Origin of the sequence: Cupriavidus oxalaticus, assembly GCF_038900635.1 — a bacterium.
GTDB lineage: Bacteria > Pseudomonadota > Gammaproteobacteria > Burkholderiales > Burkholderiaceae > Cupriavidus > Cupriavidus oxalaticus_B.
The window spans coordinates 72,306-95,842 of sequence record NZ_JAYMRX010000007.1; the positions used below are offsets into that span (position 1 = coordinate 72,306).

Genomic DNA, 23,537 nt, shown 5'->3' on the forward strand with positions numbered 1-23,537 from the left:
AACTTTCAGCGACGAAAGTCGGGCCGAAAAGCGGCCGTACAAGGCTTTACTATACCGTCAGCCGGGGCTGGCGGCTGATGCGGCAGCCAGCCAGGGGCCACGCAGCGACTACGCAGAAATGGGTACGCTTTGCGGCAACGCCAGCCCGGACTTGCCCGGGCGGCGAACGATCTGCGCTCATCAGGTGGCGTGCTCATGCAGCCGGTCGCGCGACGCCAGCGCCGGGAACAGCCGCATCCACACCGCCACCACCAGCAGCGTGCCAACGCCCCCAAGGATCACCGCGCCCACCGGGCCGAACAGCGCCGCGGTCACGCCGGACTCGAACTCGCCCAACTGGTTGGAGGCACCGATGAATACCGAGTTGACCGCGCCAACACGCCCGCGCATGTCGTCTGGCGTATCCAGCTGGACCAGCGTCGAGCGCACCACCACGCTGATCATGTCCGAGGCGCCCAGCACAACCAGCGCGGCCATCGACAGCGGCAGCCACGTCGACACCCCGAACACCACGGTGGCGACGCCGAACAGCGCGACCGCGCCGAACATGATGGGCCCGGCGCGCCGGTTCAGCGGGTGGCGCGCCAGCCACAGCGCCATGACCAGCGCACCGACCGCCGGCGACGAGCGCAGCAATCCCAGGCCCCACGGCCCGGTATGCAGGATGTCGCGCGCGTAGATCGGCAGCAGCGCCACCGCGCCGCCCAGCAGCACCGCGAACAGGTCCAGCGAGATCGCACCCAGCAGCACCGGCCGGCTGCGGATATAGGAAAAGCCGGCAAACACCGTGCTCAGGCTGACCGGCGCGGTCAGCCGCTGCGCGGCCTGGCGCAGCGTGATGCCGCTGACCAGCACCGCGGCGATGACGAACAGCGTCGCGCTCAGCGCGTACACCACGCCGGGGCCCGCCACGTACGCGAAGCCGCCGATGGCCGGGCCGATGATGATCGCGGTCTGCCCGGCGGAGCTGGCCAGCGCCACCGCGCGTGGCAGCTGGCGAGGTGTCACCACGCTGGGCAGCAGCGCCTGCAGCGTGGGATTCTCGAACGCGCGCGTGGCGCCGATCAGTGCGACGAAGACAAAGATGTGATGGCTGTCGATCCAGCCGGTCAGGCTGGCCACGGCCATGCCGGCGGCCAGCAGCGCTTCGATCGACTGGCAGGTGCGCACGATACGGCGCCGGTCGAAGCGGTCGGCGACGTGGCCGGACATCAGGATCAGCACCACCGAGGGCAGGAACTGCACCAGCCCGACCATGCCCAGCATCAGCGGGTCGCGCGTCAGGTCATACATCTGCCAGCCCACCGCCACGGTAAAGATCTGGTAGCCGATGGTGGTGCACAGGCGGGCGAACCAGTAGCGGCGGAACACGGCGTCGCCGAAGACGCTATCCGGCTCGGCGGCCGGGACGGTGGCAGGGGAAGACATGAATGCGGGAGGCGGGGTCAGACAGAGAAGGGGCGCCATGCAGGCGCCACAGCGATACGGCGGCGACGCGACGGCATAAAGGCACGATTTTACGGTGACCGCTGAATTAGTGCATACACATGCATGCGTTGCGAACTGACTGACGGCAGGCGTTATTTTTTAGTCACATTTCGTGGTCTAAATGTATTAGCTGTGATGCATGGATGCGACAAACGCACCGACTTTGATCTGGCTAATCGCATCTGAGAATCACTCGCACCTATAATCCGACCCCATTCGGCGCATCCGCCAGTGGACTGCGCTGCCTTTCCAGGACCCCTCATCTTGCAGCCCGCTTTCCGACTCACCGCCAGTGCCATCGGCGCCGCCCTGCTGTTCACCCTCCCCGCCCACGCCCAGACTGCCACTACGGCCACCGCCGCCGGCAATGCCAACGCCAACGCGGAAGCCACCCTCAATGCCGTCACCGTGGTCGGCAACTGGCTGGACAATGCCGATGAAGCCAAGGTGCTGGAGCATCCCGGCGCCCGCACCATCGTCGACCGCGTAACCTTCCAGGAAGCCGGCGCAAACAACGTGCGCGAGGTGCTGCGCCGCGTTCCGGGCGTGCAGGTGCAGGAGAACAACGGCACCGGCGGCAGCGATGTGTCACTGAACGTGGGCGTGCGCGGCCTGACGTCACGCCTGTCGCCGCGCTCGACCATCCTGATGGACGGCGTGCCGCTGGCGGTGGCGCCCTATGGCCAGCCGCAGCTGTCGATGGCACCGCTGTCACTGGGGAATCTGGAAAGCATCGACGTGGTGCGCGGCGCGGGTTCGGTGCGCTACGGCCCGCAGAACGTGGGCGGCATCATCAACTTCGCGACGCGCTCGATCCCGAAGAACTTCGCGGCCGATGCCTCGGTTTCGACCGACATCTACAGCCACGGCGGCAACGTCAAGACCAACCCGACCGCGTTCATCGGCGGCACCAACGACAACGGGCTGGGCGGCGCGCTGCTGTATTCGGGCATCCACGGCAATGGCTATCGCGAGAGCAACGACCACGTCAATATCGACGACCTGCTGCTCAAGGGCAACTACCGGATCTCCAAGACCGACGAACTGAGCGCTGCCTTCCACTATTACGAGGGCAGGGCCGGCATGCCCGGCGGCCTGACGGCGGCGCAGTACGCGGCCGATCCGTTCCAGTCGGTGCGGCCCTACGACAATTTCGACGGCCGCCGCAACGACTTCAGCCTGAAGTACAGCCACAACGACAACAACCGCAAGTTCGAGGTGCTGACGTACTACACCGACAGCTTCCGCGGCAGCAACATCGAGCAGCAAGGCACGGGCGCATCGGCCAACTTGCGCCGCCTGACCTCGGCGCCGCGCAACTACCATACATTCGCGATCGAGCCGCGCTACTCGCAGCTGTTCCGCGGCGAGAACATGAGCCACGAGGTCAGCGTCGGCTACCGCTTCCTGCGCGAAGCCAGCGACGAGAAGGCCTCGCGCACGGTGTTCTACACGCCGGGCACCATCGATCCGACCACGCTGCCGTCGCCGGTGTACCAGTCGCGCACGGGCGGCACTACCGCCAACGCCGTCTATATCGACGACACCATCAACGTCGGCAGCTGGACCATCACGCCGGGCCTGCGCTACGAATTCATCCGTTCGTACGTGACCGACAACTTCACCGGCGCGCGCAACGATGTCTCGTCCAACGAGCCGCTGCCGTCGCTGGCGGTGATGTACCACGTCAGCGACCAGTGGAAACTGTTTGCCAACGCCGGCGTCTCGTTCGGGCCGCTGCAGTACTTCCAGATCGCGCAGACCACCAACGGCCTGGTGCCCGAGAAGGCAAAGACGTACGAAATCGGCACGCACTTCAACAGCAGCGGCTGGGGCGGCGAGCTGACGCTGTTCAATATCGACTTCGACGACGAGCTGCAACTGCGCGGCGGCACCGGCGGGGCGCCGGATGCGTGGACCAACCTCGGCGCCACCACGCACCGCGGCGTGGAATCGTCGCTGCGCTATGACTTCGGCGCGCTCGACAAGTCGCTGGCCGGCCTGTCGGCGTACGCGACCTACACCTTCACCGAAGCCACCTACAACCAGGGCAACTTCGCCGGGCGCGACCTGCCGTTCTATTCGCGGCATGTGGCCACCGTGGGCATGCGCTATGCGCGCAATCGCTGGGCCTTCAATATCGACGGCTACGCGCAGTCGAAGCAGCATTCGCCGGGTGACCCGAGCACGTCGACCACGTACCAGACCGCGGAGAGCGCCAATGGCGCGCTGGGCGACATCCCCGGGTACGCGCTGCTGAACATGCGGCTGGGCTACGACTTCGGCAAGTCGGCGCAGAACCTGAAGCTGGCGGTGGGGGTGAAGAACCTGTTCGACAAGCGCTATTTCACGCGCTCGACGGACAACAATTTGGGCAAGTATGTGGGGATGCCGCGGACGTTCTATATCCAGGCGTCGCTGGCGTACTGAGCAGACTTCCGGACAAGAAAACGGCTCGCCTTGGCGAGCCGTTTTTTTTGCAATTCGGATACCGATCAGACGATCTCGCGCGTCTCCAGGAACTGCAGCTCCGGGAACCGCTCCTGCGTCAGCCGCAGGTTCACCATGCTCGGCGCCAGGTAGACGTGGTCGCCGGCGCCGTCCAGCGCCACGTTATGCCCGGCCTTGGCGATCAGCTTCTCGATCTCCGCGGGCGAACCCTTGAGCCAGCGCGCCGTGGCGCACTCGTGCGACTCGAAAATGGCATCGACGCCGTACTCATGCTCGAGCCGGTGCGCCACCACATCGAATTGCAGGATGCCGACCGCGCCCAGCACCAGGTCGTTGGAGACGAGCGGTCGGAACATCTGCGTCGCGCCCTCTTCGGCCAGCTGCTGCAGGCCCTTCTGCAGCTGCTTGACCTTGAGCGGGTTGTTCAGGCGCGCGCGGCGGAAGAATTCCGGCGCGAACGACGGGATGCCGGTGAACTTGAGCGGCTCGCCTTCGGTGAAGACATCGCCCAGGCGGATGGTGCCGTGGTTGGGCACGCCGATGATGTCGCCGGCGTAGGCCTCTTCCGTCGTGTTGCGGTCCTGCGCCATGAAGGTGATGGCGTTGTTGATCGCCACGGTCTTGCCGGCGGAGACGTGCAGCAGTTTCATGCCGCGCTCGAAGCGGCCGGAGCATACGCGCACGAAGGCAATGCGGTCGCGATGGCGCGGGTCCATATTGGCCTGGATCTTGAAGACGAAGCCGGTGAACTTGCCTTCGTTCGGCTCGACCACGCGCGTGTCGGTGTTGCGCGCCAGCGGCGGCGGCGACAGCTCGCACAGCGCGTCCAGCAGCGACTGCACGCCGAAGTTGTTGATCGCCGAGCCGAAGTAGACCGGGGTCTGCTTGCCGGCAAGGAACGCTTCCTTGTCGAAGGTGTGCGACGCGCCGCGCACCAGCTCGATCTCCACGCGCAGCTCCTCGGCCTGGCTGCCGAGGATGCGGTCCAGTTCCGGGTTATCCAGGCCGTCCAGGACCGCCGCGGTGCCCTTGTCGCCTTTCGGGTCGAACAGCTGCACCTTGTCGTCGATCAGGTGGTACACGCCGCGGAACTGCTTGCCCATGCCGATCGGCCAGGTCATCGGCGCGCACTGGATCTGCAGCACGTCTTCGATCTCATCGAGCAGCTCGATCGGCGAGCGGCCTTCGCGGTCAAGCTTGTTGATGAAGGTCAGGATGGGGGTGTCGCGCAGGCGGCAGACGTTGAGCAGCTTGATGGTCTGCGCTTCCACGCCGTTGACGGAGTCGATCACCATCACGGCCGAGTCGACCGCAGTCAGCGTGCGGTAGGTATCTTCCGAGAAGTCCTCGTGGCCCGGCGTGTCGAGCAGGTTGACGATGTTCTCCTGCGCGTTGCCGTCAGCGGTCTCACGGCCATACGGGAACTGCATCACCGACGAGGTTACCGAGATGCCGCGCTGCTTTTCCAGTTCCATCCAGTCGGAGGTGGCATGGCGGTCGGCCTTGCGCGCGCGCACCTCGCCCGCGACCTGGATGGCGCCGCCGAACCACAGCAGCTTTTCGGTCAGGGTCGTCTTGCCCGCGTCGGGGTGGGAGATGATGGCAAAGGTGCGACGACGCGCAATTTCGGATACGAGCGAGCTCACGGAATCTGGCTGGGAAAAGTAGAGGGTGCGGCATCAGCCGGCACCCGGACCGGCGCCGCCGCAGGCGGCACTGCGCCGGGCCCTGCGGGACTTACGGAAGGAATGGGGCGCTATTTTACCGGTTCGCGGGCCAGGCCGGGGTTTTGCCTTCGCGCTTGCCATCCCCCTCTCCTCCCATGCCCGGCACGCCGCGCAGGCTGCCGAACTGCAGCGCGTACTGGCGCGTCAGCTCGGCGCCAAAGAAGAAGATCTGCGCCGAGTAGTAGATCCACAGCATCAGCGCCACCACCGAGCCCGCCGCGCCGTACGAGGAGGCCACGGCACTATTGCCCAGATAGAGGCCGATCAGCCGCTTGCCCACCGAAAACAGCAGCGCGGTAATGACGGCGCCCATGGTCACATCGCGCCAGGCGATGCGCGCGTTGGGCAGCATCTTGAAGATCACCGCGAACAACGCGGTCACGACCGCAAAGGAAAACGCCGTCGAGATCACGTCAGCCACCGGGGCGAACCAGGATTGCGTCCACAGCTGGCCCCAGATGCGCTCGACCACCGCCAGCGCGGCATTGACGATCAGCGACACCAGCAGCATGAAGGCCAGCACCAGCACCAGGCTGAACGACAGCAGGCGCGCGCGCAGCAGCGTCTGCCAGCCCGCGGTCTTGGGTACCGGCACATGCCAGATGTCGTCGAGGCTGCTCTTGAGTTCGGCGAAGGCGCTGGTGGCGCCGACAAACAGGATACCCATGGCGATCAACGCGGCCATGCCGCTGCCGCCGGCGCGGTGCGTGGCAGCCAGGATCTGCTCGATCGCGGTGGCGCCCTGTTCGCCGACCAGTCCTTCGATCTGGGTGAAGATTTCGCCGCGCGCGGCCTCGGCGCCGAAGAACAGGCCGGCGATCGAGATCACCAGTACCAGGATCGGCGCGAGCGAGAACAGCATGTAGAAGGACAGCGCCGCGCCCTTGCTGGCGGCGCGGTGGTCGAACCAGGAGGCCACCGCCGCGGTGACCACGCGCAGCGTGCGCGCGCCGGTGTGGCGGTCCGGCAGCCAGTGAGGGCGGTGGGGTCGCGGCTGCGGGGCGTCGCTGCCAGCGGGCGATGCGGGTCGGTGTTCGGAGTTGTCGTTCACGGCCTTGGGTTTGCCCGGTTCGGGAGCCCTGGTACGCAATGGTACGCAGGGACGGGTAACCGGAACGCCTGGCGCGAGCGGCGGCGGGACGCTCCGGTAGCGAGGGCGCTTGCGTTCATCATACTGCGCATCGCGCGGCTTGCCCAAGCGGCACCCCCGGGGCGACCTGCTACAGTAAGACCAGGCACACCTGCCGGCGCATCCGTGCCAGCGCGCCGGCGCAAGGAGGCATCCGTGATCCGTTTCCTCTCCGCACGCCCGGTGGCCGCCATGCTCGTGGTCGGGATGCTGGGTGTCGCCGGCTGCGAGCGCAGCCAGCCCGGCCCCAAACCCATCTCAGGCACTGCCACGACCTCATCCGCCGCGGCCGCTCAGCCGGCTGCACCCAGCACTCCAGGCAAGGCCCGCTGACCCGCTCACCCGCGGATGCGCCCTGCCACGAAGGACGCTGCGTACCCGTTTCTGCGTACTGCGCCGTGCTTCTCGACCACGCGGACAGCGCTCGCTGATGTCCAGGACTCGGCACTCTGGGTCCTGGACAGCGGGGTCCCGGCATTCCCCGGTGTTCCCCGCTGTTACGCCTATGCAAGGCTGAAGTAACTCCGGTTTCAAAGATGCAACCCGGTGCAGAGCGGAGAATGCGCCGCTGCCCGGGCGCGCTATCCCGCACCCGGCGTGGGTATCAGGCGGCCATACGCGCACATGCGCGGGCGCGGCGGGCGGTGGCGCTGGCCGCACGCGTTGCAACGGCGAAACCGAATGGTCCCGTGGCGACGTCGCGGCCGCGCGCCGCGCGGCCGGGCTGGCCGCAAACCCGCATGGCACAAGCCTTTGCGGCCATTGGCACACTTGTCGCTCAGCATTCGCAGGGACGCCGCGCGTCCAGACCATCAACCAGCCACTACTGCGGAGAGAGACCAGCCATGCGTCATCCGCCTTCACGCATGACGGCGCGCCGGCGCTCATACCGGTTGGCGGGCCCCCCGCCTACGGTGACGGACCTGCTTTCGCCGCCACTGCTGCCCTACCCGCGCGCGCGGGTCGAGCCGGCACTGCTGGATACGGCCAGCGCACCGTGCCCCGGCGGTGCACGCCGGGCCAGGGGGCCGTCCTGCACGCGCGCGGCCGGCAGGCGTCCGGCCGGGAAGCGGCGCGCCTGACCGGGAGCAGGTGCGAAACAAGCGGCACGCGGGCCAGCGTGCCCGTGCGGATTTGTGCTCCGTCCCCCGGCGGGCACTTTTTTTCCACGAGGAGGAGACACAATGAAAGCCGCAACCCCTGCCGCAGGCGTGCTGGCCGCCCTGGCGGTCTTCTCGGCCCCTGCCCTGGCAGCCAGCTATGCCTGGTTCGATCGTCCGGACGACGCCAGCGCGAACAGCCACGCGGCGGTCAGCAATGATGTTTATGTGCGCGGCTTCGGCTGGGCCTGGGGCGAACTGCGCATGCAGCAGGACACCTCGCCGGGCGCGGCAGCACCTGCGGCGCCGCAAGGCCGCCGTCAGGCGCGCGACTACCCGGACCGGCGCGACGCGCCGCCTTGGCTGCAACGGGACGACAACGACCCGCCGCGCACGCCGCGCGGCAAGATCAGCATGAATCTCGCGGCTGTCCCGGCGGATGGGACCCTTGGAGCAGGCGCGGCCGTCCAGCCTCGCGCGGTTGTGCGCTGACGTGCCAGCGGGCACGGGGAAAGGCGGAACCGGCGAGCGGACGTCGGCGGTTCCCCTTTCCTGTGGCGCGCAGCCTGATGCGAGGCAGCGTGGTGCCCCACGGCGTGGCGCTCAACAGCAACGGATGGCGGCAGCCGGCGCTTGCGCGGTGGCTTGCCGGCCTACTCGCCCGCGACGGGCTGGCTCTCCACGCGGATATTGTGCTTGTGCATCAGCCGGTACAGGGTCACGCGCGACACGTTGAGTTCGCGCGCGGCCGGCACCACGTGGAAGCCATGGCTGGCCATCACGTTGCGGATCGCCTCGCGCTCGGCCTCCTCGCGGATCGCATCGAGGGTCTTGCGCGGCAGTTCGGCACCGCCGTGCAGTTGCAGATCCTCGGCCGTGATCTTGCGGTTGTCGGTCATCACGATGGCGCGGCGCACGCGGTTGATCAGCTCGCGCACGTTGCCTGGCCACGCGTACTGCATCATGGCCTGGGTCGCGCATGCCGAGAAGCCGCGGATGCGCCGGTGCGCCTCGTGCCCGTGCTCGGCCAGCACGGCGTTGGCCAACTGCAGGATGTCCTCGCCGCGCTCGCGCAGCGGCGGAATGCCCAGCGTCAGCACACACAGCCGGTGGAACAGGTCGGAGCGGAAGCGTCCGTCGCCCTGCGCGGCCACCAGGTCCACGTGCGTGGCCGAGATGATGCGCAGGTTCAGCGGGATCGACTGGTGCCCGCCGAGCCGCGTGATGGTGCCCTGCTGCAGAAAGCGCAGCAGCGCCACCTGGCTTTCCAGCGGCAGGTCGCCGATCTCGTCGAGAAACAGCGTGCCTCCCTGTGCCTGCTCGATCCAGCCGATCTTGCGCTGGTTGGCGCCGGTGAACGCGCCCTTCTCGTAGCCGAACAGCTCCGACTGCACCAGGTGCGAGGGGATGGCACCGCAGTTGATGGCGATGAACGGCCCCTTGCGCCGGCTCGAGGCATCGTGGATTGCCTGCGCGGCCAGTTCCTTGCCGGTGCCGGATTCGCCGGAGATGAATACCGGCGCCTCGTTGTGCGCCACCTTGGCCAGCGAGCGGAACATGGCGCGCATGGCCGCGCACTCGCCGATCATGGTGCCGCGCGATGGCGTCTCCTGCGCGCGCGCGCCATGCAGCGACGCCATGCCATGCGCGTGCTTGAGTGTGTAGATCAGCTCCTGCACCGAGAACGGCGTGCGCACATAGTCCACGCAATAATCGCGGATCAGCCTGCGCACGCGCTCGTCGGCAAGCATCGCGTTGCAGGTGATGGCCACCCAGGTGACATGCAGATGCTGCAGCGCGAGTTCGAGCTGGCCGAGCTCGGCATCGCTGTATTCCGCCTGCAGGTCGATCACGCCGGCGGCGGGCGGGCTCGCGCGCACCACGCGTTCGACGTCACGGATCTGCTGCACGCGGCGCAGTTCCCATCCCGGTCCGAAGCTGGACGGGTCAAAACCAAAATCTTCATGACGCGACACGACCACGATCTGCGCAGTGCGTGGCGCCTTGCACAGTCGGTCCATCACGATCTCCCGGACGTTCGGCTTGTTCTTGGTTCCGGCACCCGGCGCCGCGGCCTGTGGCCGTGGCGCGGACTGGGGCTGGACTGGCTGCGGGTTGGCGCCCGCCAGCAACGTCGGTATCACGAGGTGGACAGACTGCGGGACGGCTCTTCGGGCGCGGCGAGATAGCCGCTGCCCCCCTGGAGCTGTTCGCGGATGCGCCGCCGCACCGCTTCCTTCTCACGCATCAGCTCTACGCGCGGTGCCTCGGGCGTCTGTCCGGAGTACTGGTAGTAGAGCGACTTGTAGGTGAGCTGGCTCAGGATCCATTCCTGCAGCATGGCGCGCTGGCGTACCAGCTCGCCCTCCAGCAGACGATGGCGGCGCAACAGGTTTTCCACCGCGGCACGGGCGCTCTCGCTGAGCGCGCTGTCATCAGCCAGCAGGGCCGCCACGTCGGCAGCGGCGCCATCGTGGCTGGCGCGGTTTGCGGGCATTTCGCCTGCGGCTTCCCCCAAAGCAGCCCAGGCATGGTGAATGGATCGGCTAGTGGATCGGCTTATGGACTCCCTGATGGGCCCGATGGCGGGTCGCCGGATCTCTCCTGCGGTCATGATTATCCCCGTTGAACAACATCCCCCGGCACTACACGTCTGCGGATACCACTTGTCAGTCTTGGAATTATTTGTCTCTGCGTGGCGCACGTGTTTTCCGCACGCTCCCTGGTCGTGGCCTGCCGCCTTGCCTGGCGGTCTCATCCGAGCTGTCCACCGACTGGCGGACGGCGCCAACGCGCGCTCGGTGTGCTCCGGCAATCCAGCCGCATGCACCGGAGTCAAGAAGGGGCGCCTTGCCGCGCCCCTCTTTGCCACGCCTATAGTTCAGTGCATTTGGGGCGGTTTGTCCAGTCCTGAGTGGGTGACTTACACCCAATCTCATACTTTGGAATGAGCCGGCCTGCACACCGCCAATCCGGCCCGCCGGACGCGGCCTTCGGGCTGTTTCGTGACATATTTGCGACCGAATTTCGAGCCAAATTTCGGACTGAATTTTGGACTAAATTTCGGACTGGATTGCTGCCTGCCTGTCACGCTGCCGGCTCCCTTTTCGACGCCCGCATGGTACGCAGAAACGGGTACGCTTTCGCGCCCCGAACGGGTGATGGCAACGGTGTCGGCAGGCACCCGCGGTTGGCGTGCGGGGTGGTATCGCTTGCGGCAAGGCGTATCGGATTGCGGCCCGCAGAAACAGGTACGCCGCGGGTTCTCATGTGGCCGCGGACGGGCCCCGGAAGGGCCGCAGAAACGGGTACGCCTTGCGCGCGTTCCGGCATTCCGGCCTGGCGCCATTGTGTTGAAGGAACAACTGGTGGGCGCAAAAAAAATGGGCGGCCTGTGCCGCCCATGTCTGCTCTCGCCGCCACGAGGGGTCAGTGACCCGGCAGGTAGTAGAACTTGAAGACAAAGATCGCGGCAATGATCCAGACCATTACCGGCACGCCCCGCGCGCGCCCGGTCAGCAGCTTGAGCGCCGCGTAGCTGATGAAGCCGAACGCCACCCCGTTCGCGACCGAATACGTGAAGGGCATGCCCAGCGCGGTCATGACCGCCGGCACGACTTCGGTGACATCGTTCCAGTCGATCTCAAGCAGCTCGCGCAACATCAGGCAGGACACATACAGCAGCGCCGGCGCGGTGGCATAGGCCGGAACCGTGCCCGCCAGAGGCGCGATGAACAGCGCCGCCAGGAACAACACCGCCACGGTCACCGCGGTCAGCCCCGTGCGCCCGCCGGCCTGCACGCCGGAAGCGCTTTCGATATACGCAGTAGTCGACGACGTACCGAGGAACGAGCCGGCCATGATGGCGGTGCTGTCCGCCATCAGCGCCTTGTTCAGCCGGTCCATGCGGCCCGCTTTGAGCAGGCCGGCGCGGTTGGCCACGCCCATCAGCGTGCCGGTGGCATCGAACAGCTCGACCAGGAAGAACACCAGCACGACATTGATGATGCCGATCGACAACGCCGCGGAGATATCGAGCTTCAGCAGCGTCGGGCTCAGCGAAGGCGGCGCGGAAAACACGCCGTGGAAAGTATTGCCGGCAAAGGCGAAGCTCAGCAGCGTGGTCAGCAGGATACCGATCAGGATCGCGCCCTTCACGCGCAGGTGGTCCAGCGCGACGATCACAAAGAAGCCCACGATGGCCAGCACAGCCGGGGGTTGGTGCAGGTCGCCGAGGGTGACCAGCGTTGCCGGGCTCGCGGCCACGATGCCGGCATTCTTCAGCGCGACGATCGCCAGGAACAAGCCGATGCCCGCGGTGATCGCCACGCGGATGGAATGCGGGATGCCGTTGACGATCATCTCGCGCACGCGGAACAGCGTCACCAGCAGGAACAGGCAGCCCGAGATAAAGACCGCGCCCAGCGCCGCCTCCCACGGAAAGCCCATGCCCTTCACCACGGTGTACGCAAAGTACGCGTTCAGGCCCATGCCGGGTGCCAGCGCGATCGGGTAATTGGCATAGAACCCCATGATCAGGGTACCGATCGCCGCGGCCACGCAGGTGGCGACGAATACCGCGTCCTTGGGCATGCCGGCGTCGCCCAGGATCGACGGGTTGACGAAGATGATGTACGCCATCGTCAGGAAGGTGGTGATGCCTGCAAGGATCTCCGTGCGGACATCGGTCTGGTGCTCGCGCAGCTTGAACAGGCGCTCGAGCAGCGTCGGCTGGCCGCGCGAGGGGTTGACGGAAGGCGTACCCGGCTTGGAAGCGGGTTCCGGCATCGACATGACTAAGTCTCCTGGTATCGTTATCGTGTCCGCGTCAGGCATCGCCGCGCAGCCGGGACAGCGTGGCGCGCCATCATTCGGCAAGCGTACTCTCGTCCAGCATGGGCCCGATACGCCACGGCGCACACGAATGAGCGATATGCAAAAGGCGTGATGATCGCACAGCGGATACCGGCGCACAGGGGCGCGGCGCGGCGCCGGCACGTCCGTGCGGGACCGGGTCGGGGCTGGCCCCAACTTGACGCTGGCTCCAATCCCCCGTATAAACCCGGCTAGATTCAAGCGACGAGGCAACAGTTCATTCGTTAGCCACCGTCTGGTACTTCGGTTGTCCATGGTGTCCTTTCCTTGAGTTCCCCTGTCGGATGGCGCGTGCGTCGTGCGACGTTTTATATCCTTTTTCTGGAAAGCAAATCATGCAAACCGGTATCGTCAAGTGGTTCAACGACGCCAAGGGTTTCGGCTTCATCAAGCCGGACGCAGGTGGTGACGACCTCTTCGCCCACTTCTCGGAAATCCGCTCCGAGGGCTTCAAGTCGCTGCAGGAAAACCAGCGCGTGCAGTTCGAAGTCAAGAACGGCCCGAAGGGCCTGCAGGCAGCGAACATCACCCCGCTGTAAGCGTTGCCCATGGCGCGCCATGTGCGCGCTACGCAACTGAAAAACCCCGCCTTGGCGGGGTTTTTTGTTTTCTGGCGGTTCGGGCTGCGGGGGCTTGATGTTCCGCCAGGATGGCCCGCCGCTTTCTCGCCATCCCGCTCCCGGCCTCCCCGGCCTCCCCGGCCTCCCAGCCTCCCCAGCCTCCCCAGCCTCCCCAGCCTCCCCAGCCTCCCCAGCCTCGTCGCCTCCCCAGCCTCGTCGCCTCGTCGCCTTCGGCTTCCCGCTTCCCCGGTTCCCAACTCCTCGCCTCCCAGATTTCCGCGGCCTTCGCGATGTCAGCGCACATTGCTGTCCATGCGCCTTCCGCAGAAACGGGTACGCCTTGCTGCAGTGCGAACCGAGGTCGTTACTCCGCGGCATACGCAGAAACGGGTACGCCCGCCGCATAACGCCTCCCCCACGCCCGCGAGAACGCAGAAATGGGTACGGTTGGTGCAAGCGCTACCCGCGCGCGTCCATGCCCTCGCAGAAATAGGTACGCCCCGGTCCCGCCACGTTGCCTGGCTTGCTGGGTTCAATGGAGGCGAGAAGAACAGCCGGACACTGAGATATCCACACGACCGGCCCGCAGACGCCACGCAGAAACGGGTACGCCTCGCATTGCAGTGCACAAAATACATTCCTCCAAAGATTTGAAACGTGCCGCCGCAGAAACAGGTACGCCCCATGTGCTCGCGCCCGCCGTTCTGTCGCGCAGAAACGGGTACGGCGGCCGGGCTATCCGGCCACTTCGGCTTGCTGGGGCGAAGCGCGGCGCCGGCTGACTCGCAGAATCAGGTACGCCCACTCAAAAGACGGCCTTCTCACGTATACGTTGAGTGTAAGCGCTAGCTTTTTGTGTATTGCCGATGTACAATGGAAACTTGGCAATGCGTCTATCCGCATACTCGCTTCATTCAGCGCAGAAACAGGTACGGATACGATCACGGCGCCGCGGGGTCACCCCGCAGAAACGGGTACGCAGACCAAAGCCTGGCGCATAGCTGTATGGACGCAGAATTGGGTACGCCGCAGAAATGGGTACGCGGAGACAAAGACCGGGGCGTTTTTCTTCGCCACGCAGAATCGGGTACGGCTCCGGGCCGCCTTCCGCAGAAATAGGTACGCTGCCGCCGCTGGACGCCTGTCGGCGGTCCGGGGTTCGAACCCTTTTCTGCGTGGATAACCCATGCCGCAGACCCCGTGACGGCGCAATCTGACGGTAAACCGGGCGTAAACGGCGTATACCGGCCCGGCCGCCGCAGAAACAGGTACGCTTTGCAGAGCCTCTGCTGTGGAAAAGCCTGTGGAAACACGGGGTTATCCCCGCAGAAACCAGTACGCGCGGTCCGCAGATACAGGTTCGGGGCATCGCAGATACGGGTTCGGCCCTTCGCAGAATCGGGTACGTTTGTCCGCAGATTCGGGTTCGCAGGGGTGGTTTTTTCCCTTACGAATCAAGGCGCTGATCTTCTCGTATACGGTTTACAAGTAGTTAACCCGTATCGGTATTGTTTACCGGTAGTCACAGGGTTGCGCACCGTGGACAACCCTCCCGGGTTGCCCACCGTCCGCCCCCCCGCTGCCAGTCGTGAGAGTCCCCGCATGGCAAAAAACCAGCAAGCAAGGCCAAACCTCAGCGTACCTGTTTCTGCGTGACAACTTTTGCGGCTTCGAGTACAAAGGCGGGTAATCCGAAGCACGCCAATATGCCCATCAAACGCTCCCCGGCCGCCACGGGGGATCGACGCATCCTCGACATGGATGCCGAGCCCTCCCGCATCATTGTTCCCGGCAACGAGAACAGCCTGGTTCCGTCCGAGAAATTCCAGCGCCTGTTTGACGAGGCGCAGGCCATGGAACGCGAAGACGCCTGGCAAAGCGGCGAAGTTGGTTTCCTCAGCCGCGCCAGCGTCCAGGTTACGCTGCCATATCGGGCTCCCAAGGGCGCACCGCCGGTATGGACGCGCACCAGCGGCAATATTTCGCTGATGATCCAGCCTGGCTATTTCACGCAGCAGCGCTCCGAGCGTGCCGCCAACGGCCGCCAGAAGCTGGTGTCGGAAACCGTCTCGCTGGGCTATCCCTACGGCTCCTATCCGCGCCTGATGCTTGCCTGGATCGGCAAGGAGATCATGGCGAAGAAGAAGCGCGGTGAGTTCACCGGGACGGTGGAAGACCGGCGCATCTCGCTGGGCAATTCGTTGTCCGAGTTCATGTACAACCTCGGTATCCCGATGGCCACTGGCGGCAAGCGGGGCACCATGACGCTGGTGCGCCAGCAGATGATCCGGCTGTTCTCGGCGACCATTGCGATCGTGCAGAACAAGTCGACGCCCAGCCAGAACCAGAACCCGAACCACGAACCGTTATCGATCGACCGTGTGGGCTATCTGCTCGCCGACCAGCTGTCGACCTGGTGGGATCCGATGCAGCCGGGGCAGGGCTCGATGTTCGAGAGCTTTGTGGTGCTGTCCGAGCCGTTTTTCAACGAGCTGGTCAACCGGCCGGTACCGGTGGACATGCGCGCATTGAAGGCGCTGAAGCAATCGCCATTTGCGCTGGACGTTTATTCCTGGCTGACCTACCGGTTTTTCACGATCCAGCGGCGCACCGAGATCCCTTGGGAAGCCCTGCAGATGCAGTTCGGCACGGAAACCGAAAGCGAGCGCAAGTTCCGCGCGTTGTTCCGCAAGGCGCTGAAGGACGTGCTGGTAGTCTATCCGGGGGCCAAGGTCGACGCCGATTCGTCCAAGGCGCTGATCCTGCAGCCGTCCCGTACCAGCGTGCGCAAGCTGGGCTGAGCCCCTGGCCAGCAGCAGGCCAGATACAAAAAAGGCAAGCGTTCAACGCTTGCCTTTTTGTTTGTCCGCCGCGGCAGGGCTGCTGCAGCGGGCAAATCAGCTGGATCAGGCCGGCTTGATGCCCGAAGCCTGCAGGCCCTTCGGACCCTGCTTGACTTCAAACGTCACGCGCTGCCCATCCTTCAGGGTCTTGAAGCCCGAACCCTGGATTTCGGAGAAGTGCGCGAACAGATCTGCACCGCCGTCGTCCGGGGTAATGAAGCCGAAGCCCTTGGTCTCGTTAAACCACTTGACCGTACCGGTTGCCATAAGAATTTCCTTTTCGAAGCAAGTTCTAGTACACCACGCAAACAACCGTTCAAGCACGTTGAGTTCTCGTAGATACCGAACGGAAGCCGACGAGGTTGACACGACTTGACTCGACTGTAGCGCGCATCATAACCACTTTGGAATGCGGTGTCATGTGCGGCGTAATGCGCACTACAAATACTTTAGACACAGGGGCGGGCGCATTTCAAGCAAATTTATTGTCGAACCGAACTTCACTCGCCAAAAAGCCCCAAACGCGAACCCGCGCACCTTCAACAAAATATTTGTAAATTTGTAAAAAGGTTGAAGCGTCACCTCGTTTTGGCTACAGTTGCGCCTTAAGAGTCAACCGCGCTTTCAGCGCTGAAAGAGAGGTCTCAGTGGCAGCCAAAATCATCACCGTCTTCAATCAGAAAGGCGGTTGCGGGAAGACCACGGTCAGCATGCATCTGGCGGGAACACTTGGCTTGCGCGGTGCCCGATCCATGCTGGTCGATATGGACGAACAAGGCACCGCCACCCGCTGGGCTGCCCAGGCCAGCGATGAGCGTCCGTTCCCGGCATCGGTGATCGGCCTGGCGCCCTCGGGTGGCGCCATGCACCGGGAAGTTCGGAAGTTTGTGCAGGACTACGACTACATCGTGGTCGATTGCCCACCTGCGGTTCATTCGGCAGCGCCGTCCAGTGCGCTGCTGATTTCCGACCTTGCCATCATTCCGGTGGTGCCCTCGCCTCCGGACCTCTGGGCGGCGGTCGCAGCAAAAACGCTGGCGCAGCATGCGCAAGTCCAGAATGAAACCTTGCTGATCCGGGTGATGGCCAATATGGTGCAGCGGCGCGTGTCGATCGCACGCCAGGCAATCGAGATCCTGGGGGACGATGGCGAGGTGCCGCTTTTGAATTCGATGATTGGATCGCGCTCGGCCTTCCGGGAGTGCCAGGCGATCGGCTGTACCGTCCATGGCGTTGCCGGGGCGCGCGAGGCGGTACAGGAGGTCGACATGATGGTCGACGAAGTGTTGTCTTTGATTGAGCAATAAGGCATGGCTACAAAACTGAAAAGCCTCAAGGCCGGCATGCTCGCAGGCATGGTGGCGGAGAAGCATCGCAACGACACGCTGGACCGGTTTGCGCGGGCCGAGGCAGCGATTTCGCAGCATCCAAATGGGCTGCTGCAGGGCAGGGCCAACGACGCCGCCGCGGTTTTCAGCGCTGAAAGTGCGGGCGAAATGGCGTCCGGCCGGCAACTGGTGCGCATTCCGCTGGCGCAGCTTCACGATAATCCACTGAATGCCCGGCGCATCTATGATCCCGCGGTCGTACAGGAGCGTGCGGCGTCGATCGCCACGCATGGGCAGAAGACTCCCGGCCTCGCAGCCCCCGACCCGTCGCGTCCCGGCCACTACATCCTGATCGACGGTCACTACCGCAAACGAGCGCTGGCGTCAGCCGGCAAGCTCGAGATGGAGTGCTTTGTCGAGGACGACCTGAGCGACCTGGACTTCTACCGGCTGTCGTTCATGCTCAACGAGCAGCGCTCTGACCAGTCGGCGCTGGACAATGCGATTGCCTGGCGCCAGCTGCTCGACGAAGGCAAGGTCCAGAAGGAAGAAGAAATCTGCGAGCTGACCGGGATGTCCGCCGGCACGGTCAACAAGACGCTGGCGCTGTTGCGCCTGCCGGACTCCGTGCTTGGCGTGATGCGCGAGCGGCCGAGCGCGATCGGCATCGCCGCGGGCTATGAGCTGACGCTGTACTTCAAACTGGCGGGGGAGGAGCGCACCCGCGAACTGGCGACACGGATTATCAACGATGGCCTGTCAAGCCGCGAAGTCGAGGCGATCCGCAAGCAGGCGCAGGAAGGCAAGGCGCGCAAGGTCAAGGAAATCAGCCGGCAATACAAGATCCGAACCGACAGCGGCCAGTTGCTCGGAACCATCAAGGAATGGGATTCGGGACGCGTTGTGCTCGATGTCCAGCTGGGCGACCGCAGCGCCCGCGAGGACCTGGTCGAGCTGCTCAAGGCTCGCTTCGGGCTGGACAAGACCTTGCTCTGAGTAGTCAGATGCCTGGGAGGCGGGCTACGAATCCCCGTCCTCCCAAGGCATCAAAGAGTCCCCGGACGTGGCAGGATCGCTCGGCGAGACGCTGCAGCGTACCCAGTTCTTCGCTGGAAACCTCGCCCCGCAGCATCCCGTTCTGTACCACCCGTCCCTACGGCGACTCTCCGTCCGTACCAACTTCTTCGATCGAAACCAACGCTGTCCGGCAACGCCGCACCTCGCGAACGAGGTCACGCGGCGACCAGGCCGGAAAGGTCGCATCCCGCTTCCGATAACGCGTAATCACCGCCGACAGCAGTGCATGCAGCCCTCGCACCGAGTAGGGCGGGTGGCTCATGCTGGCGAGCTTGCTCTGCGCCCGCCGCGTGGGCGGCGCAGCGGGCGGGCCGAGCAGGGGCACATCCGCCGCAGCGGGCGCCTCCAGGTCCAACCCCCGGTCTTGCCAGTGGCGGCGTAGCGCGGCCAGCGCCGTCCCGCTGAGCGCAACCCGGTCGTCTGGTGCTTCTTCCGCGTTCGTTTCCGGCGCCCGGTCGACGAGCCGCAGGTCATTCCAGCGCAGCGCCACCAACCCGGCAAAGCGCGGCCGGCATTCACGCAGCAGCGCGACCGCCGCGGCCGCTGCCCGGTAGCGCCTGCCGTCCGGCTGGGTGCATTCGTTTTCCAGCCAGGCAGTGAAGCGCGTCAGCGATATGTCGACGACAAATCCCTCATGGGCAGTGCTGCCAGAATCCGGCCCGGATACCACATCTCCTGCCGCGGGCACCATGCCGATAGCCGCCGCTACACCTCTGGCCGCTCCGCCTGCTGGCATCCACCGCCCGGCCGAGTCGTACCCATTGCGCGCCATCCAGGCCCACAAGGCACCCAGGACACGCATGCTATGGCGCCGGCTGTTGTTGCCCTGCGGCCCGGTAAATGGCCGCCAGGCTCCGACTTGCCTGGGAGCCCGCGGCCCGCACCAGCGCGCCGCCGGTTGCGGGTCCGCAAGGAAGGCCAGGTATGCCTCGCGGTCCTGCTGGTCAAGTGCGGCGAGACCCTTGCGGCGTTCGATCGCCGCCCACAACAGCAACCGTTCGGCCTCCTTGCGGTACGCCGCGAATGTGGCGCCGGCGGGGGGAGCGCTGGCGTGCAACCACTTGCGCACCACGTCGACTCCGCGGGCAAAGGGACAGGGGACAGCCGCCCCGGCTTCACCGGCGAGAAGCTCCAGCGGCAGGAGACGCGGCATCTCCGGTGCCAACGCGCCGCGCGCCAGCGGCGTGCGGTTGCCTACATGCGGTGCCAACATGGGCTGCCCATGCGGGGTGCGGACCAGTTCGCGATGCTCTGCCAGCCAGCGGTTGACCGCCTGGCCGGCGAGGGCACCGATACGCGGCACGCGCCGCCACCATCCCGTGCCGCGGACGTTGATCAATGCAATAAGTGCATTAATAGTAACAATTTCGGCATTGCGGAGCCGGCGTGCCAGGGACGGCCCAAACCATAGTTCCACGCCATGCTCCGCCCGCGGCGCCGCCATACCGAGCCGTTCCAGTTCCGCCAACGCGTCCACCCGGCGATCCATGCCGCGGTTGGAACGGCCCGGACCGGCGACCAGCAGTTCGGCCAGATCGGCGCGGCCATGGAGATGGGCGAGCTGGACCATGCGGTCGCGCAGCCCCAGCAGCGTGCGCAGCGCCGATTCACCGGCATCGTCGTCATCGCCCTCGTCGGCCAGGTAGCGGCCGACGACCATCGCCGCCGGCATGCCCTGGACGTAGGCGCGGACGGCGGCGAATTCGCTGCGGGTCAGGCTGACGGAGTGGGATCCGGACAACATGGTCAGTGGCGCGGGATGGTGGGTGGGGGAGGGCGCATAGTCTGGCGTAACTTCTTGATTTATAAGGTACTTGAACTCAGCCCAAATCTATCCGGGCGGAAATGCACAGCAAAGAGCAATGCCGATAATCTTATGCGAGGTATGCGGCATTCCGCCAGTCCCCAGCCACCCGAACACTTGTCTACCGTTCTAAGCTCGATGGCAGGGTCGCAGTGGGTGCGCGTGACAGAGTTCCGAGACGAAGGGAACCCCTCTTCGGGAATACCCGCTGCAATGCAACAGTGGCTTGCTTTAGACGCCCCTGTTTCATAAGCTGAAGATCAGAATTAGATTCTGTTAAATTTGGTCTGAAAGTTACTAAAGCGTCAGTCATGAACTGCGGCGTCCGGCACCAGCCGGCCGGCACGGTTCGAACGGCGCAAACGGGGCGATTCGGCACTCCAAGGGAAGGGACGGGCACGGCAACCGACGGGACGCCGTACCAGGCCAGGAACAAGCCGGATCGTATGGATCGACGAGCCGCAGCATAGCGGAAGCTGGTCCAACAGCAAGAACGGGTTTGTCGCAGGGCCTGGGCTTGCCGCAATAAGAAGGAGAGCGGCCATGGCCAGCATCCTCTTGGTCGAACACCATCCACTGCTGCGCCTGGGTCTTCGCCACCTCCTGGCCCAAGCGCATCTCCCGGGCGATCTGATCGATATCGATCCGCTTGCGCCGATCGACCCCGACCTCTGGCTGATAGACGCCGACTTGCTGGTCTACGGGCTACCGCCCGACGCGGCGGCAGGCTGGGCGCAGCTCGACGATCTGTGCGAGCGCCTGCGGCCCCGACGCGTGCTGCTGCTGACCGAACGGCCCGCCGCGGCACTGTCACGTCCGGCACTGCCGGAGTCCGTACGTGGCTGCCTGCACAAGGCCGCCAGCGCCGAAGCGCTCGACGCCGCGGTGCGGCTCGTGCTGGCCGGTGGGGAGTGCTTCCCGGCGCTGCTGCTGTCCGAGCCGGCGAGCGGGCGCGGCGATGAAGCCGGCGCGCTGGCCATGTCCGCACCGTCCGCGCCATCGATGCCGTCCGGCCACGCCGCCCCGGTGGTGGTGCCGCTGCATGCGTTGCGCGGCGAAACACCGGCCACGCAGCCTGCGCATACGAGCGAAACGCCGTCGACCGGCGCGCATCTGCTCAATATCACCGAACGACAGTACGAGGTGCTGGCCCTGCTCGCGCGCGGCTATCCGATCAAGACTGTCAGCCGGATGCTCAATATCTCCGTCGCTACGGCCAAGACGCATGCCTGCACGCTGTACCAGCGGCTCCATGTCCGCAACAAGGGCGAAGCCGTCTACGTGGCGCTGCAGCGAGGCGCCACGCTGGACTGGGCCGGCCCGCCGGCGGTGCGGCCGCTCGGCGCGTGCCAGGCCGCCTGAAGTCCCCGCATGACCGTTCCTGGGTGCATCGGTTGCAGCCATGATGCAGGCGCCGGCCGGCTCCGGCGCCGCGGTCATCCCCGCGGGTCATCCTTTTGACGTGACGGTCTCCACCAAAAGCATGAGGCGGTGCCGGGGAGCGCTTGCTACGTTGACAGGGAGGCGTTCGCCGCCGCTTGCCGCCCGCCATGCGACAGGCGTTCAGCGGCAGGGGCGCGCGCCGCGAGGCACGCCATGTCGTCACGGCGTGCCATCCGGCCACTTGACCTTCTGACCCCTGGGCCCATCGCGCCGCACCGGCCGTGGGCTCCATTGCCGATTCGATGCCGACCTACCTGATTGCCAGCAACGAAATGATGTGCCGCACCCTGGTGCGGCGTCTGGAAGCGCTGGGCCTGCCGCGCCCGATCCGATGGTGCGCGCCGCAATGGTTGCAGGAGGGTGCTGCCGCCCGGCAGCGTCATCCCGATGCGGACGAGCCCGGCAGCGACCCGGCCGATGTCGCGCTGATCGATTGCAGCGGGATGGACGGCGACCCGCGCAAGCTGCTCGAACAGATGCAGGCCCGGCTCGCGCCGCGCCGCTGGCTGGTGTTGTCAGACCGGCTGGACGCGACGCTGATCGTCCACGCCGCGCTGCTGGGCGCGAGCGGTTGCCTGGCGGCGCCGGCGCCTGCCGAGCTCGTCTGCGCCGCGACCGCGCTGGTGTGGGCTGGCGGCCAGTGCTTCCCGCGCATGGCGCTTTCACTGATGCAGGCAACGCCCCACGACAGCGTCGGCGCCGCCTGAATCTACCTGTCCCTCTCGCGCTTCCGTCCTTCGGCCACCACAGGATTACAGCCTGCGGATGAGGGCGCTCTGTGCGCGCAAGCACTATGCTTGAGATGCCCGGCGTTCGAGCAGCCCCGTTCCAAGAGGCATGCCGCACCGGGATGCTAGGGGGTCGTATGGAAGGCGGGATGGATTACCTGGTCGTGCATGGCTTCGCCCTGCGCGAGGGCCGGGGCAAGTGGGCTTGCTGCTTCGAGATCCGGTTGGCTGGTGCGGGCGAGCAGCCGCTGCTGTACCGCGGAGAACTGCATGGTCGCCGCTTCGATTGCGAGCATGCCGCAGCGCAGGCCGCGCGTGAAGCAGGACAGCGTGAAGCGGTGTTGCGGGTGGAAAGCCTGCGCGCACTGATCCTGGCGCAGCATCGCCTGCGCCTGCCGGCAGCCACGCTGCCCTGAGCCAGGGCGCCGCGGCGTCTTGCCGCTCTCTCCCCCGCATGCCTCGCCAGCGCCAACGCCAGGGCGAGGCGCGATCACTGCTGCCTTAGTCCTGCAGCGGTGGCTACCAGTCCCGCTCGCCGACCTTTGCCACGCACCCACAGGTGCGCATGCCTGCTGGCCTCCCCCGCGCCGTGCCATGCCACAAAAAAAGAAGCCCGCCGACCGGGGGACCATGCGGGCTTTGAAGACGTGCGGGCAATACTGCCCCGCCCACACGTCTTCTTGACGATATCCAATCGGCACGCACGCCTGTATCCGCCAGAAGCACCATGCGTGTCACGCATGCGGCTGAACGCCACTCAACCGGCTCAACCGGGACTCAACCTCTGCGCCTCTGCGGCGACCGGAACAGACGCGCTTCTCGTTGGCATGCGCCGCCTTGCGCCGCGCAACGATGGCCTGACCCAGTGACCTGTGCAAGGTTTGTGCGCCGTCCAACAGACTGTCCTGAACCGTGCGCGCCAAGATCGCCATCACGACCGATGGCGCAAGCATTTGGCTCGGTGCAGGGAGAAGGCGGGCATGA

17 protein-coding genes are annotated in these 23,537 nt (G+C 65.6%); 9 read left to right on the top strand and 8 right to left on the bottom strand.

Annotation, left to right across the window (positions count from 1 at the left end; genetic code table 11):
- Window positions 1-180: 180 nt before the first annotated feature.
- Window positions 181-1,428, bottom strand: coding sequence for an MFS transporter (locus VSR71_RS13885; protein ID WP_342914441.1), 1,248 nt, complete (start codon window positions 1,426-1,428; stop codon window positions 181-183).
- 324 nt (window positions 1,429-1,752) lie between these two features.
- Between VSR71_RS13885 and VSR71_RS13890 the strand changes: the two genes are divergently transcribed.
- Window positions 1,753-3,918 carry a TonB-dependent siderophore receptor gene (locus tag VSR71_RS13890; RefSeq protein ID WP_342914442.1) on the top strand — a complete coding sequence of 722 codons (2,166 nt, stop codon included), beginning with the start codon at window positions 1,753-1,755 and terminating at the stop codon, window positions 3,916-3,918.
- 65 nt (window positions 3,919-3,983) lie between these two features.
- Here VSR71_RS13890 and VSR71_RS13895 read toward each other — a convergent pair whose 3' ends face one another.
- Window positions 3,984-5,585 (bottom strand): peptide chain release factor 3, encoded by a 1,602-nt coding sequence (locus VSR71_RS13895; protein ID WP_342914443.1) that lies wholly within the window; start codon window positions 5,583-5,585, stop codon window positions 3,984-3,986.
- A gap of 115 nt (window positions 5,586-5,700) precedes the next feature.
- Complete coding sequence (locus VSR71_RS13900; protein ID WP_428979397.1) at window positions 5,701-6,717, bottom strand: YihY/virulence factor BrkB family protein; 1,017 nt, start codon at window positions 6,715-6,717, stop codon at window positions 5,701-5,703.
- Window positions 6,718-7,979: 1,262 nt separating this feature from the next.
- Here VSR71_RS13900 and VSR71_RS13905 point away from each other — a divergent pair.
- Window positions 7,980-8,387, top strand: a complete 408-nt coding sequence (locus VSR71_RS13905) for a hypothetical protein (RefSeq protein WP_342914444.1) — start codon at window positions 7,980-7,982, stop codon at window positions 8,385-8,387.
- 161 nt (window positions 8,388-8,548) lie between these two features.
- On the opposite strand, the gene VSR71_RS13910 is transcribed toward VSR71_RS13905, so the two are convergent.
- The 3 genes from VSR71_RS13910 to VSR71_RS13920 form a co-directional block, all read right to left on the bottom strand.
- Window positions 8,549-9,916: a sigma-54 dependent transcriptional regulator gene (locus VSR71_RS13910; protein WP_342914445.1), complete on the bottom strand. Its 1,368-nt coding sequence runs from the start codon at window positions 9,914-9,916 to the stop codon at window positions 8,549-8,551.
- 119 nt (window positions 9,917-10,035) lie between these two features.
- Window positions 10,036-10,392, bottom strand: a complete 357-nt coding sequence (locus VSR71_RS13915) for a hypothetical protein (RefSeq protein WP_428979398.1) — start codon at window positions 10,390-10,392, stop codon at window positions 10,036-10,038.
- A gap of 932 nt (window positions 10,393-11,324) precedes the next feature.
- A complete protein-coding gene (locus tag VSR71_RS13920) occupies window positions 11,325-12,689 on the bottom strand; it encodes an NCS2 family permease (protein WP_342914447.1) in 1,365 nt (454 codons plus the stop codon).
- 416 nt (window positions 12,690-13,105) lie between these two features.
- Between VSR71_RS13920 and VSR71_RS13925 the strand changes: the two genes are divergently transcribed.
- On the top strand, window positions 13,106-13,309 hold the full coding sequence (locus VSR71_RS13925) for a cold-shock protein (RefSeq protein WP_115699322.1): 204 nt from the start codon (window positions 13,106-13,108) through the stop codon (window positions 13,307-13,309).
- Window positions 13,310-15,036: 1,727 nt separating this feature from the next.
- Window positions 15,037-16,131 carry a replication protein RepA gene (locus tag VSR71_RS13930; protein WP_342914448.1) on the top strand — a complete coding sequence of 365 codons (1,095 nt, stop codon included), beginning with the start codon at window positions 15,037-15,039 and terminating at the stop codon, window positions 16,129-16,131.
- A 105-nt stretch (window positions 16,132-16,236) separates the two neighbouring features.
- Here VSR71_RS13930 and VSR71_RS13935 read toward each other — a convergent pair whose 3' ends face one another.
- Entirely contained in the window at window positions 16,237-16,440 is a 204-nt protein-coding gene (locus VSR71_RS13935) for a cold-shock protein (protein WP_029045138.1), read from the bottom strand.
- A gap of 380 nt (window positions 16,441-16,820) precedes the next feature.
- Here VSR71_RS13935 and VSR71_RS13940 point away from each other — a divergent pair, with 380 nt between their 5' ends.
- Together VSR71_RS13940 and VSR71_RS13945 are read left to right on the top strand one after the other, a co-directional pair.
- Window positions 16,821-17,480, top strand: a complete 660-nt coding sequence (locus VSR71_RS13940) for an AAA family ATPase (protein WP_063237647.1) — start codon at window positions 16,821-16,823, stop codon at window positions 17,478-17,480.
- Between the two features lie 3 nt (window positions 17,481-17,483).
- Window positions 17,484-18,497, top strand: a complete 1,014-nt coding sequence (locus VSR71_RS13945) for a ParB/RepB/Spo0J family partition protein (RefSeq protein ID WP_342914449.1) — start codon at window positions 17,484-17,486, stop codon at window positions 18,495-18,497.
- A gap of 157 nt (window positions 18,498-18,654) precedes the next feature.
- Here the strand turns inward: VSR71_RS13945 and VSR71_RS13950 are convergent, their stop codons facing one another.
- A complete protein-coding gene (locus tag VSR71_RS13950; RefSeq protein ID WP_342914450.1) occupies window positions 18,655-20,322 on the bottom strand; it encodes a phage integrase family protein in 1,668 nt (555 codons plus the stop codon).
- A gap of 603 nt (window positions 20,323-20,925) precedes the next feature.
- Here VSR71_RS13950 and VSR71_RS13955 point away from each other — a divergent pair.
- From VSR71_RS13955 to VSR71_RS13965, 3 genes are all read left to right on the top strand, one after another.
- Window positions 20,926-21,744, top strand: coding sequence for a helix-turn-helix transcriptional regulator (locus tag VSR71_RS13955; RefSeq protein WP_342914451.1), 819 nt, complete (start codon window positions 20,926-20,928; stop codon window positions 21,742-21,744).
- A gap of 323 nt (window positions 21,745-22,067) precedes the next feature.
- Window positions 22,068-22,532, top strand: coding sequence for a DNA-binding response regulator (locus VSR71_RS13960; RefSeq protein ID WP_342914452.1), 465 nt, complete (start codon window positions 22,068-22,070; stop codon window positions 22,530-22,532).
- A gap of 158 nt (window positions 22,533-22,690) precedes the next feature.
- Complete coding sequence (locus tag VSR71_RS13965; protein WP_209761877.1) at window positions 22,691-22,969, top strand: hypothetical protein; 279 nt, start codon at window positions 22,691-22,693, stop codon at window positions 22,967-22,969.
- Window positions 22,970-23,537 lie beyond the last annotated feature (568 nt).

Coding starts and splice junctions, on each gene's coding strand:
- VSR71_RS13885 (WP_342914441.1), bottom strand. CDS start 1,428: ATGTCTTCCCCTGCCACCGTCCCGGCCGCCGAGCCGGATAGCGTCTTC.
- VSR71_RS13905 (WP_342914444.1), top strand. CDS start 7,980: ATGAAAGCCGCAACCCCTGCCGCAGGCGTGCTGGCCGCCCTGGCGGTC.
- VSR71_RS13910 (WP_342914445.1), bottom strand. CDS start 9,916: ATGGACCGACTGTGCAAGGCGCCACGCACTGCGCAGATCGTGGTCGTG.
- VSR71_RS13915 (WP_428979398.1), bottom strand. CDS start 10,392: ATGCCCGCAAACCGCGCCAGCCACGATGGCGCCGCTGCCGACGTGGCG.
- VSR71_RS13920 (WP_342914447.1), bottom strand. CDS start 12,689: ATGTCGATGCCGGAACCCGCTTCCAAGCCGGGTACGCCTTCCGTCAAC.
- VSR71_RS13925 (WP_115699322.1), top strand. CDS start 13,106: ATGCAAACCGGTATCGTCAAGTGGTTCAACGACGCCAAGGGTTTCGGC.
- VSR71_RS13930 (WP_342914448.1), top strand. CDS start 15,037: ATGCCCATCAAACGCTCCCCGGCCGCCACGGGGGATCGACGCATCCTC.
- VSR71_RS13935 (WP_029045138.1), bottom strand. CDS start 16,440: ATGGCAACCGGTACGGTCAAGTGGTTTAACGAGACCAAGGGCTTCGGC.
- VSR71_RS13945 (WP_342914449.1), top strand. CDS start 17,484: ATGGCTACAAAACTGAAAAGCCTCAAGGCCGGCATGCTCGCAGGCATG.
- VSR71_RS13950 (WP_342914450.1), bottom strand. CDS start 20,322: ATGTTGTCCGGATCCCACTCCGTCAGCCTGACCCGCAGCGAATTCGCC.
- VSR71_RS13955 (WP_342914451.1), top strand. CDS start 20,926: ATGGCCAGCATCCTCTTGGTCGAACACCATCCACTGCTGCGCCTGGGT.
- VSR71_RS13960 (WP_342914452.1), top strand. CDS start 22,068: ATGCCGACCTACCTGATTGCCAGCAACGAAATGATGTGCCGCACCCTG.
- VSR71_RS13965 (WP_209761877.1), top strand. CDS start 22,691: ATGGAAGGCGGGATGGATTACCTGGTCGTGCATGGCTTCGCCCTGCGC.